Genomic DNA, 12,176 nt, shown 5'->3' on the forward strand with positions numbered 1-12,176 from the left:
GCATCCATTAATGTGTGTTAATCAGTAAACTGACTGTTCCGGGAGCCTGATTCGACAGGGTTACCTGAGAAATCGTGCCGGTGGCAATTAGCGGAACGGCATCATCCCGAGCGGCAGAAGAAATCAGCCAGGCCAGTGCCCCTTCTCGCCAGCCAACGTCATTGGCGTTGACCGAAAGCTGGCCGGCATCTTTTCCCAATCCCCATGCTGTGGACTGGATATGCCCCATTAGATCGTGATTTTTTCCCTCCTCGACAAATCCCTGCAACAGAAATTGCTCTTGATTGGCAACGGGAGCTGGCAACGACATTTCAGGGCTGAGATGGAAAGGGGTGAAAAAGAACAGTTCGCCAATGGCAGAATGAGAGATACGTTTGGTCAGTCGGAAGCCAAACTCATTTAGCAATAGCTCCAAAGCACCAGATTGGTAAGCCAGAGATTCAAGAAACTCGCTTGATGAAATCTGTACCCCTCGTTCGGTATGCTGACTACTAAGATCGGTGCAGCCACATTTAGCGTAATAAGCCATTCTTGCGCTGGTGGTCTGCTCGCTGCTGGAAAATCCGGAGATAATAACCTCGGTATTTCTCCCCTTCAGCTCGGACAGCACTCGCAGCGGGTCACTTAGGTTGCCAAAACAGTTGAAGGGAAAGAACACGCAACTTTTTGAGGAAATATCGTGCTCACTATAGGGCAGCACGCAATGAAGATGATCCGCCGAAAGATGTTCTATCTGCGCGCTACAATTCTCGGGCAGCTGGCAGGCAGCAATTCTGGCTTTACCCAGCTCCGCCAACCAACGAACCAGCTCGACCCCGCGATAATTCACTCTATATTTCAACGCGACGTGAAGGTAACGGCCATAACCACAGCCGATTTCTACAAACTGACTCAGACCGCTGGCCGAGTTTTCCAGATAGCCAGCTATCTGGCGTTTTTCCTCATTCAAATACGCGGTGACTTCGGGAGTCAGCATTCTACCGTCAAACATTCGCCAGCCATTTTTTTGGCCATAGAACATTTCGACACGGTCTTTTGCAGCAACATCATACGTGAGCATAACTTTCCCCGTCTGGCGTCAATGCAACTCCCGCCTGCTGCCATTGCTGCTTGATATCGGCAAACAGCATTAGCATGTGATCAATTTGCTGCTGGGTATTCAGAGCTGTCACGGTAATGCGCAGCGCTTCTTTTCCTCTAGGCATGGTTGGATAAGGACAAGCAGTCAGGAAAATACCGTTTTGATATAGATACTTAGAGGCATCGATAAGCGTTTGAGTATTTCCCGCCCAAACAGAAATAATCGGAAACAGTGTCTGCGTCATAACGTGGAAACCGAGACCGCGCAGCCCTTCCACCAGCGACACAGTAAGTTTATAAACGTCGGCGCGACGCTGTTCACCGATTTTTGGTAATAAATCGAGAGCCGCATCGAGCACGCCGAGGCAGAACGGAGTGGAGGGATGGGTATAGTCCAGAGGTTTGGCGTAGGCCATCAGATACTCTTTCATCTCTGGCGTAACCGCGGCGAATGCGGCACTGGCCGCGAGACCTTTGGCAGTACCGGCGACATACATGGTATTGGCCGGCGAGGTTCCCTGATGGTTGATAATGCCGTTACCTTTGCTACCGTATGGGTGCTGCACATCAGGATTTTCACCGACAAATCCAAACCCGTGGCCGTCATCAACATAAAGCAGTGCCTGATATTTTTCGACCAAGGGAGTCAGCCCCGCGAGATCGGCATAATCGCCGGTCATGCTGTACACGCCATCTACGCAGACCATTTTTCTCGGGCAATGGCTATGGGTTTTCAATAAAGTTTCCAGCGCATCCATATCTCCCTGGGCAAAGCTTTTTAGAATCGCCCCCTTGTCCCGCGCCATCTGTGCAGCCTGATACATCGTGGCGTGTGCTGATTTATCAAGGATTATCAGATCTCCCTTTTGCACCAACGCCGGAATAATGCCGATACTGGTCAGCGTGGTGTTGGGAAACAGCAGCGTATCCTCGGCACCGATAAAGGTAGCGAGTTTCTTTTCAACCTGAGTGAAAAGTTCGTGGTAGCCCATTAATCGGGCACGACTGGTATGCATGCCAAAAGCCTTGGCAGCCTGCACGCCTTTATCGAGGAGCGCCTCCTGTTCACAGTCAAAACCGAGATAATTACAGGACGCAAAATCGAAAAGCTTCTTACCATGCACGTCAGTGAGCTCACGATGTTCAACTTTAGTAATGCGCACATCATATTGCTGGCTCTGCTTAAGCACTAAAAGCAGCGGATCGCGCTCACTGGAGCTTGCTTGCAAAAAACTGTTTTGAATATTCATTTTCATCTTCTTATATTTAGCAGAAATTACGTTGGATTAATAAAAACCAATCCGGAGACACAACAACGCCGAATTCCCTAAGAATTAGATAAATTAAATTAAAAAATGATGTAATAAAGCCTGTAGTTATTATAATTGATGATATTGAAGCAATTGTTTTGTTTACACTAATAAAACCCTGCATCTTTAATGATTTATTTATAAGTTATATATAGCACCTCAAATGATAGATAATAAATATAGATTGATTCAGCAAAGTAAACTTCGCGACAACTATATTTTATTTCCGCTGATATAAATATCAAAAAACACTTTTTCAATACTAATCTGGGAGATGTCTTGGGAAAATAAAAAAACCTCCTGTGCAAAAGCAACAGGAGGTTTATAACTAACGAACAGCTCGCCGCCAGTAACAGGCTTTGAGTACGACTTATTCCACGGTTACCGATTTCGCCAGGTTACGAGGCTGATCAACATCGGTGCCTTTGATTAGCGCAACGTGGTAAGACAACAGCTGTAACGGCACGGTGTAGAAGATTGGCGCAACAATTTGCTCGACGTGTGGCAGCTGAATAACTTTCATGCCGTCACTATCTGTAAAGCCTGCGTCCTGATCGGCGAAAACGTAAAGCTGACCGCCGCGAGCACGTACTTCTTCAATGTTGGATTTCAGTTTTTCCAGCAGCTCGTTGTTTGGAGCAACAACAATTACCGGCATATCGGCGTCAATCAACGCTAATGGGCCATGTTTTAACTCACCGGCAGCATAGGCTTCAGCGTGAATATACGAAATTTCTTTCAGCTTCAGCGCCCCTTCCATCGCGATCGGGTACTGATCGCCGCGACCCAGGAACAGTGCGTGATGTTTGTCGGAGAAGCCTTCAGCCAGCGCTTCGATGGTTTTATCCAGTGACAGCATCTGCTCGATGCGCGCAGGCAACGCCTGCAGGCCATGAACGATATCGTGTTCAACCTGCTCGCTCATGCCTTTCAAACGGCCAACGCGCGCCACCAGCATCAGCAGAACGGTTAACTGAGTCGTAAATGCCTTGGTAGACGCTACACCGATCTCAGTTCCCGCTTTGGTCATCAACGCCAGGTCAGATTCACGCACCAAAGAGGAGCCGGCTACGTTACAAACGGCAAGGGAGCCCAGGAAGCCCAGCTCTTTAGAAAGACGGAGTGCAGCTAGCGTATCGGCGGTTTCACCGGACTGAGACAAAGTGATGATCAGGCTGCCAGGACGAACGGCAGATTTGCGATAGCGGAATTCAGAAGCAATTTCTACGTCGCACGGCACACCGGCCAGCGCTTCAAACCAATAACGCGCCACCATACCTGAGTGATATGAGGTGCCGCAGGCAATGATCTGTACGTGTTGAACTTTAGCCAGCATCGCGTCGGCATCGGCTCCCAGCTCGCTGAGATCAATTTTACCGTGGCTGAAACGCCCTTCAAGGGTATTTTTAATCGCCTGAGGCTGTTCGTAGATCTCTTTTTGCATGTAATGACGGTACGCGCCTTTATCACCGGCGTCATACTGAACTTGAGATTCGATTTCAGGACGCTCGACCGGCTTGCCGGTTTTATCAAACACGTTAACTTCACGGCGTTTTACTTCTGCAACGTCGCCTTCTTCAAGGAACATAAAACGACGTGTTACAGGCAGCAAGGCCAGCTGATCGGAGGCAATAAAGTTTTCACCAACACCACGACCAATGACCAGTGGGCTACCAGATCGCGCAGCCACCAGCACGGAAGGATCGCGTTTGTCCATCACCACAGTGCCGTAAGCGCCACGTAGTTGAGGAATGACGCGAAGTACCGCTTCCAGCAAAGTACCACCTTGCAGCAGCTCCCAGTGCACCAGATGAGCGATAACTTCGGTATCAGTTTGCGACTCGAAGCGATATCCGCGCTCGATCAGCAATACTCGCAGCGGTTCGAAGTTTTCGATAATGCCGTTATGCACAACCGCAATGTAATCAGACACGTGCGGATGAGCATTAACTTCAGATGGTTCTCCGTGAGTTGCCCAACGGGTGTGAGCAATACCGGTACCACCGTGCAGTGGATGAGCTTCCAGCGCATCAGCCAGCTTCTGCACTTTACCAACACGGCGCAAGCGGCCCATGTGACCTTCGTTATCCACTACCGCCAAACCGGCAGAGTCATAGCCGCGGTATTCCAGACGGCGTAATCCTTCCAACAGAATTTCAGCTATATCGCGTTGCGCTACTGCGCCAACAATTCCACACATCGGTTTTATTCCTATAGAAGGTCTGTTCGCAGACCTTTTTTGATGCCTTGACCTGATTGATAGCCGCTCCGGTCATGGTTCCATGCCGTGCGGGTTCCCCGAGCCTGTAGAGAAGGGGATTATTATGTTTTGCGCTGACCATAACGTGGTGACGGGCAGAGCAAAACATAATGACGCCGAATAAAACGGGTGCAGCAAACCGCACCCTTGACGCTTACCGACTATTATCGTTTGGAAGGATGCTTCCAATTTGGCTTATGCACCTGAGTCACGCGGCTTATCACCAGGCCGCCGTCTGGAACATCGCGGACGACCGTGGTTCCGGCAGCAATACTCACATTGTTACCGACGTTAACCGGAGCCACCAGCTGAGTATCCGAGCCGACAAAGACGTTATCGCCAATCGTCGTTTGCCATTTATTCACGCCATCATAGTTACAGGTGATCGTACCTGCACCAATATTAACGTTATCGCCGATCACCGCATCGCCAAGATAGCTGAGGTGTCCGGCTTTAGTGCCAGCTCCGAGACGCGCTTTCTTGATTTCAACAAAGTTGCCGACGTGCGCTGCCTGACCCAGCTCGGCGCCAGGGCGCAGACGAGCAAACGGACCAACAGTACAATCTGCCTGCACGATAGCCCCCTCGAACACGCTGTACGGACTGATCACACAGTCATCGCCGATGGTGCAGTCTTTCAGCACGCAGCCTGCGCCGATAGTGACACGATTACCCAGCTTGACCTTGCCTTCAATAATTACGTTTACGTCGATGCTAACGTCAATGCCGTGCGACAGTTCACCGCGTAAATCGAAACGAGAGGGGTCCATCAGCATTACGCCCGCCAGCAGCAAACGTTCGGCTTGCTCCTGTTGATAAACACGCTCAAGACGAGAAAGTTGCAGGCGGTTGTTCACACCTTCAACTTCGCTAAGGCGCGCGGGATGCACGGTGGCAATCTTATGGCCTTCTGCATGCGCCATCGCAATGATATCGGTGATGTAATATTCACCCTGCGCATTATTGTTTGAAAGCTTGCTCAGCCAGCGCTTGAACGATGCACCGTTGGCGACGAGTATACCGGTATTAATCTCATTGATTTTCAGCTGCTCGGCCGAGGCGTCTTTCTGCTCGATAATGCCGACTACCTCCCCGTTTTCACGGACAATGCGGCCATAACCGGCAGGATCGTCCACCTTGACGGTTAGCAAACCAATTCCACCCTGTGGCTTGGCAGACAGCAATTTTTGCAAAGTCTCAACGGAAATCAGCGGTACATCGCCGTAAAGCATTAATACGTCTTCGTCATCAGCAAAGTGAGGCGCAGCCTGCTGCATTGCGTGTCCGGTACCCAATTGCTCAGCCTGCAACACCCAGTTTAAACAGCTGGTGGCCAGATTCTGCTTAAGCAGATCTCCACCGTGGCCATAAACCAGATGCACATTGCTTGCCCCCATACGAGTGGCAGCATCAATAACATGCTGAACCATCGCTTTTCCGGCAAGCGGATGCAGTACTTTGGGAAGATTGGAATACATGCGTGTGCCCTTGCCTGCGGCGAGGATCACGACACTTAATGCGCTGTTAGACATAAGCAACCTGACAAATCCAGTTTGATTGACAAAAGTAACCCGTTAGCCGATCGGATTACTACATATTTTTCATTAAAAACTACCCCCAAGCCGCACTGGGCAAGGGTTGAACACTCTGTAAACGACTCAGCAGGAATCGCGCTAAAAGTGTCTCCAATAGTAGACAGTATTTCATTGAAACGGCCGGAATTGAATGAAGAAGATGCTGAAAACAGGGCTTTTTTAAAGATAAAAAAAAGCGACCCGAAGGTCGCTTTTCAACTGGCAGTGCGTTTATCACTAATACGGCTTTCGCCAATCAGTAACCCGCTTTCCTGGTCAATTCGATCACGCGAAGTTTCGCGAGCGCTTTGGCCAGTTCTGCAGACGCCCGAGCATAGTCGACGTCGCCGTTAGAACCATTGATATGTTCTTCCGCTTTACGCTTAGCTTCAAGCGCGCGCGCTTCGTCGAGGTCTACTCCACGGATTGCAGTGTCAGCCAACACGGTAGTTGCGTTCGGTTGCACCTCAAGGATGCCGCCGGAGAGATAGATATACTCTTCTTCGCCGTGTTCTTTAACAATGCGCACCATGCCAGGCTTGATGGCGGTGAGCAGCGGGGCGTGACCAGGGAAAATACCCAGCTCACCTTCGCTACCCGTCACCTGGATTTTCTGCACCAGGCCGGAATACATTCTCTTTTCCGCGCTGACAACATCCAGATGGTAAGCTTTTTCAGCCATGTCACCTTCCTCTCTCAATACTGCAACGATCTTTATCCCCTAAGGGAGAACATTACAGTTTTTTGGCTTTTTCCACAGCTTCTTCGATCGGACCAACCATGTAGAACGCTTGTTCTGGCAGGTGGTCGTAGTCGCCTTCGATGATGCCTTTGAAACCACGAATGGTATCTTTCAGCGGTACGAATTTGCCTGGAGCGCCGGTAAATACTTCAGCAACGAAGAATGGCTGAGACAGGAAACGTTCGATTTTACGCGCACGGGATACAACCAGCTTGTCTTCTTCAGCCAGCTCGTCCATACCCAGGATCGCGATAATATCTTTCAGTTCCTTGTAACGCTGCAGAACAGACTGCACGCCACGAGCCACGTCATAGTGCTCTTGACCTACTACCAGCGGATCAAGCTGACGGCTGGTTGAGTCAAGTGGATCTACCGCTGGGTAGATACCCAGAGAGGCGATCTGACGGCTCAGTACCACGGTCGCATCCAAGTGGGCGAAGGTGGTTGCCGGAGATGGGTCAGTCAAGTCATCCGCAGGAACGTAAACGGCCTGAACAGAGGTGATTGAACCATCTTTGGTAGAGGTGATACGCTCTTGCAGAGCACCCATCTCTTCCGCCAGCGTTGGCTGATAACCTACCGCAGATGGCATACGGCCCAGAAGTGCAGACACTTCGGTACCCGCCAGGGTGTAACGGTAAATGTTATCGATGAACAGCAGAACGTCACGGCCTTCATCACGGAATTTCTCCGCCATGGTCAGGCCAGTCAGTGCTACGCGCAGACGGTTACCCGGTGGCTCGTTCATCTGACCGTAAACCAGTGCAACTTTGTCGATAACGTTGGAGTCAGTCATCTCGTGGTAGAAGTCGTTACCCTCACGAGTACGCTCACCCACGCCTGCAAACACAGAGAAACCTGAGTGCTCGGCCGCGATGTTACGGATAAGCTCCATCATGTTTACAGTTTTACCAACACCAGCACCACCGAACAGGCCGACTTTACCGCCCTTGGCGAACGGACACATCAGGTCCATTACCTTGATACCGGTTTCCAGCAGTTCCTGGGAGTTTGCCAGCTCTTCGTAAGAAGGAGCAGCACGGTGAATACCACGACGTTCTTCTTCGCCGATTTCACCTTTCATGTCGATTGGTTCACCCAATACGTTCATGATGCGACCCAGAGTCGCAGTACCTACCGGTACTTCGATTGGGTGCTGCAGGTCGTTCACTTTCAGACCGCGACGCAGGCCATCTGATGTACCCATTGCGATACAGCGAACAACGCCACCGCCGATCTGTTGCTGAACTTCGAGCACCAGCTTGGAGGTACCGTTTTCTACCTCAAGAGCAGTGTACACTTTAGGTACTGCATCTTGAGGGAACTCGACGTCCACCACGGCGCCGATTACCTGGATAATCTTTCCAGTAGCCATCTTGAATCCTCTACGTAATTCGTAAACCTAGCTTAAACCGCGGAGGCTCCCCCGACGATCTCGGTGAGTTCCTGAGTGATGCTGGCCTGACGAGCTTTGTTGTATACCAACTGCAGCTCTTTGATCAGGCTGCCGCCGTTATCGGTGGCGGCTTTCATCGCTACCATTCGCGCGGCCTGTTCGCTGGCCAGGTTTTCTACGACGCCCTGATAAACCTGAGACTCTACGTAGCGACGCAGGAGGACATCCAGCAGCGCTTTAGGGTCTGGCTCATACAGGTAATCCCAGGACTTGTTCGCCAGCCCGCCGTTTTCTTCCGCAGGCGGAAGTGGCAGCAGCTGCACGATTCTTGGTTCCTGAGACATGGTATTGACGAATTTGTTGCTAACAATGCACAGCTTGTCTAAACGACCTTCATCGTAGGCTTGCAGCATCACTGCTACCGGACCGATCAGTTCTGACAGAGAAGGGTTATCCCCCATGCCAGTAACCTGGGCAACGACGTTGCCACCCACGGAACCGAAGAAAGATGCAGCTTTAGAACCGATCAGAGCCAAGTCAACCTCGACGCCCTGCTCAGCCCAGCCTTTCGCTTCCGTCAGCAGTTTCTTGAACAAGTTAGTGTTCAAGCCGCCACAAAGACCGCGATCGGTAGACACGACCAAATACCCAACGCGCTTGATTTTACGCTCGTCCAGGTATGGGTGCTTGTATTCCAGATTACCTTGCGCAAGGTGACCAATCACTTTGCGAATGGTGTCTGCATAAGGACGGCTGGCCGCCATGCGTTCCTGCGTTTTACGCATTTTGGAGGCGGCGACCATTTCCATCGCTTTAGTGATCTTTTGCGTGTTTTGCACGCTGCCGATCTTACTACGTATCTCTTTTCCGCCGGCCATCTCTGCTTCTCCTCATTACTAACTGCCCTACCGAATTAACGGTAAGGCAGTTAAGTATTACCAGGACTGGGTTGCTTTGAAGGTCTCAAGGATAGATTGGAATTTACCCTCGATTTCCTTGTCGTACGCACCAGTTTGGTTGATTTGTTGCATAAGCTCAGCGTGCTCGCGGTCAGCATAAGCCAACAGCGCAGCCTCGAAGCTACCCACTTTAGACAGCTCGACGTCTTCCAGGAAACCACGTTCTGCAGCGAACAGAATCAGTGACTGTGCAACGATTGACATCGGTGCGTACTGTTTCTGTTTCAGCAGCTCGGTCACTTTCTGACCGTGGTTCAACTGTTTACGGGTCGCTTCATCCAAGTCGGATGCAAACTGTGAGAACGCAGCCAGTTCACGATATTGTGCCAGAGCGGTACGGATACCACCGGACAGTTTTTTCATGATCTTGGTCTGTGCAGCGCCACCAACACGGGATACGGAGATACCCGGGTTAACCGCTGGACGAATACCGGAGTTAAACAGGCTTGATTCCAGGAAGATCTGACCATCGGTAATCGAGATTACGTTGGTCGGAACAAACGCGGAAACGTCACCAGCTTGCGTTTCGATAATCGGCAGTGCAGTCAGAGAGCCGGTTTTACCTTTCACTTCACCCTTGGTGAATGCTTCAACGTAATCAGCGCTAACGCGAGATGCACGCTCCAGCAAACGGGAGTGGAGGTAGAACACGTCACCTGGATAAGCTTCACGACCTGGCGGACGACGCAACAGCAGCGAGATCTGACGGTATGCAACAGCCTGTTTAGACAGGTCATCGTATACGATCAGTGCATCTTCACCGCGGTCACGGAAGTATTCACCCATCGCGCAACCAGAGTATGGTGCCAGGTATTGCAGCGCAGCTGATTCAGATGCGGTAGCAACAACAACAATGGTGTTGGCCAGTGCGCCGTGCTCTTCCAGTTTGCGAACCACGTTGGAAACGGTGGAAGCTTTCTGACCGATAGCGACGTAAATACATTTGATACCGGAATCGCGCTGGTTGATGATCGCATCAATAGCCAGAGCAGTTTTACCGGTTTGACGGTCACCGATTACCAGTTCACGCTGACCACGACCGATTGGGATCATGGCATCGACTGACTTGTAGCCAGTCTGAACAGGTTCGTCAACGGATTGACGATCGATAACGCCCGGTGCGATAGCTTCTACAGGAGAGAAACCGTCGTTTTCAACCGGACCTTTACCATCAATTGGTGCACCCAGGGTGTTAACCACACGGCCCAGCAGGCCACGGCCAACTGGAACTTCAAGGATACGACCAGTACATTTTACTTTCATCCCTTCGGCGAGGTCTGAGTAAGGGCCCATTACTACGGCACCTACAGAGTCACGCTCCAGGTTCAGGGCGATAGCGTAGCGGTTACCCGGCAGCGCAATCATTTCGCCTTGCATGACTTCGGCCAGGCCGTTCACGCGGATGATCCCGTCAGAGACGGAAACGATAGTACCTTCATTGTGAGCTTCGCTCACCACATTGAACTGAGCAATGCGCTGCTTGATCAGTTCGCTGATTTCGGTGGAATTCAGTTGCATGCTCCAGTCCCCTTAAGACTGCAAGACGTCTGCCAGGCGTTCTAGACGACTGCGAACGCTGCCATCAATCACCATATCACCTGCACGGATTACGATCCCGGCAAGAACAGACTTGTCAATTTTGCAATTCAGCTTAACTTTGCGAGACAAACGTTTTTCCATCGCAGCAGCGATTTTCGCCTGCTGTTCTTCAGACAGAACGTTGGCAGAAATAACTTCTACTTCAACGGTCGCCTCCAATGCTGCACGCAGTTCAATAAACTGCTCCAGCACTTCAGGAAGAACGCGTAAACGTTTGTTGTCAGCCATAACCTTAATCAGGTTCTGACCCGCTTCGTCGAGTTGTTCACCACATACGCCGATAAAAACATTCGAAAGCGCTTCAGGTGCCATAGCACCTGTGAGCAACTCTGAAATCTGTTTATCGCGTGTGACTTCAGCCGTGAACGCGAGCATTGACTGCCAGCGATCCAAGCTTTGGTGCTCAACGGCAAAGTCAAAAGCTGCTTTGGCGTAGGGGCGAGCTACCGTAGTAAATTGTGACATCAGCCCCTCCCTCCTTACAGTTCAGCGACCAGTTTATCAACGATGTCGCTGTTAGCAGCTTCATCCACGGAACGTTCGATGATTTTCTCGGCGCCAGCAATAGCCAAAATACCGACTTGTTTACGTAACTCTTCACGAGCACGTTGACGTTCTGCGTCGATCTCTGCCTTCGCTTGCGTCACGATTTTGTTACGTTCCTGCTCAGCTTCAGTTTTAGCATCTTCGATGATCTGAGTTCTGCGCTTGTTGGCTTGCTCAATGATCACCTGGGCTTCCGCTTTGGCTTTAATCAGTTGGTCGGTCGCATCGGCTTGCGCTAAATCCAGCTCTTTTTTGGCTTGTTCTGCGGAAGATAAACCGTCAGCAATTTCTTTCTGACGCTTTTCGATGGCAGCCATAATTGGCGGCCATACGTACTTCATGCAGAACCAGACAAACAGGACGAACGCGATAGCCTGGCCGAGGATTGTTGCGTTAAGATTCACAGCACAATGCCTCTTTCAAAGTGAATTAGTTGATGTCTATCGTTTAACTCAGAGCGAACTCTGTGTTATGCAACAGCGAACATCACGTACAGGCCCAGACCAACAGCGATCATCGGGATGGCGTCGACCAGACCCATAACGATAAAGAACTGTGTACGCAGCAGAGGAATCAGGTCAGGCTGACGAGCAGCGCCTTCCAAGAATTTACCACCCAGGATGCCGATACCGATCGCAGCACCGATTGCCGCCAGGCCCATCATCACAGCGGCAGCCATGTACAGCAGATCCATACTCAGGTTTTCCATG

11 protein-coding genes are annotated in these 12,176 nt (G+C 50.8%); all 11 read right to left on the bottom strand.

What is annotated here, in order from left to right; translation table 11 throughout:
• Nucleotides 1-7: 7 nt before the first annotated feature.
• The 11 genes from SPM24T3_RS14380 to atpE all read right to left on the bottom strand — a co-directional run bounded on the left by SPM24T3_RS14380 (nt 8) and on the right by atpE (nt 12,175).
• Nucleotides 8-1,060, bottom strand: a complete 1,053-nt coding sequence (locus tag SPM24T3_RS14380) for a hypothetical protein (RefSeq protein ID WP_009637505.1) — start codon at nt 1,058-1,060, stop codon at nt 8-10.
• Nucleotides 1,047-2,330 (bottom strand): pyridoxal phosphate-dependent aminotransferase family protein, encoded by a 1,284-nt coding sequence (locus SPM24T3_RS14385; RefSeq protein ID WP_009637506.1) that lies wholly within the window; start codon nt 2,328-2,330, stop codon nt 1,047-1,049. Before SPM24T3_RS14385 ends, SPM24T3_RS14380 begins: the two co-directional genes overlap by 14 nt.
• A 430-nt stretch (nt 2,331-2,760) precedes the next feature.
• Nucleotides 2,761-4,590: a glutamine--fructose-6-phosphate transaminase (isomerizing) gene (gene glmS / locus SPM24T3_RS14390; RefSeq protein WP_009637507.1), complete on the bottom strand. Its 1,830-nt coding sequence runs from the start codon at nt 4,588-4,590 to the stop codon at nt 2,761-2,763.
• Nucleotides 4,591-4,814: 224 nt separating this feature from the next.
• The gene (glmU, locus tag SPM24T3_RS14395) at nt 4,815-6,182 is read right to left on the bottom strand and encodes a bifunctional UDP-N-acetylglucosamine diphosphorylase/glucosamine-1-phosphate N-acetyltransferase GlmU (RefSeq protein ID WP_009637509.1); all 1,368 of its coding nucleotides are present in this window, start codon (nt 6,180-6,182) and stop codon (nt 4,815-4,817) included.
• A 298-nt stretch (nt 6,183-6,480) separates the two neighbouring features.
• Entirely contained in the window at nt 6,481-6,906 is a 426-nt protein-coding gene (locus SPM24T3_RS14400; RefSeq protein ID WP_009637510.1) for a F0F1 ATP synthase subunit epsilon, read from the bottom strand.
• A 52-nt stretch (nt 6,907-6,958) separates the two neighbouring features.
• On the bottom strand, nt 6,959-8,341 hold the full coding sequence (gene atpD / locus SPM24T3_RS14405) for a F0F1 ATP synthase subunit beta (protein WP_009637511.1): 1,383 nt from the start codon (nt 8,339-8,341) through the stop codon (nt 6,959-6,961).
• Between the two features lie 32 nt (nt 8,342-8,373).
• The gene (gene atpG, locus SPM24T3_RS14410) at nt 8,374-9,240 is read right to left on the bottom strand and encodes a F0F1 ATP synthase subunit gamma (RefSeq protein ID WP_009637512.1); all 867 of its coding nucleotides are present in this window, start codon (nt 9,238-9,240) and stop codon (nt 8,374-8,376) included.
• 57 nt (nt 9,241-9,297) lie between these two features.
• Entirely contained in the window at nt 9,298-10,839 is a 1,542-nt protein-coding gene (gene atpA, locus SPM24T3_RS14415) for a F0F1 ATP synthase subunit alpha (protein WP_009637513.1), read from the bottom strand.
• Nucleotides 10,840-10,851: 12 nt separating this feature from the next.
• Nucleotides 10,852-11,385 carry a F0F1 ATP synthase subunit delta gene (gene atpH, locus SPM24T3_RS14420; protein WP_009637514.1) on the bottom strand — a complete coding sequence of 178 codons (534 nt, stop codon included), beginning with the start codon at nt 11,383-11,385 and terminating at the stop codon, nt 10,852-10,854.
• 14 nt (nt 11,386-11,399) lie between these two features.
• Nucleotides 11,400-11,870: a F0F1 ATP synthase subunit B gene (atpF, locus tag SPM24T3_RS14425; RefSeq protein ID WP_009637515.1), complete on the bottom strand. Its 471-nt coding sequence runs from the start codon at nt 11,868-11,870 to the stop codon at nt 11,400-11,402.
• Nucleotides 11,871-11,935: 65 nt separating this feature from the next.
• Nucleotides 11,936-12,175 (bottom strand): F0F1 ATP synthase subunit C, encoded by a 240-nt coding sequence (atpE, locus tag SPM24T3_RS14430; RefSeq protein ID WP_004093904.1) that lies wholly within the window; start codon nt 12,173-12,175, stop codon nt 11,936-11,938.
• Nucleotide 12,176: the final 1 nt, after the last annotated feature.

Origin of the sequence: Serratia sp. M24T3 (assembly GCF_000257645.1) — a bacterium.
In the GTDB taxonomy this organism is placed as follows: Bacteria; Pseudomonadota; Gammaproteobacteria; order Enterobacterales; family Enterobacteriaceae; genus Rouxiella.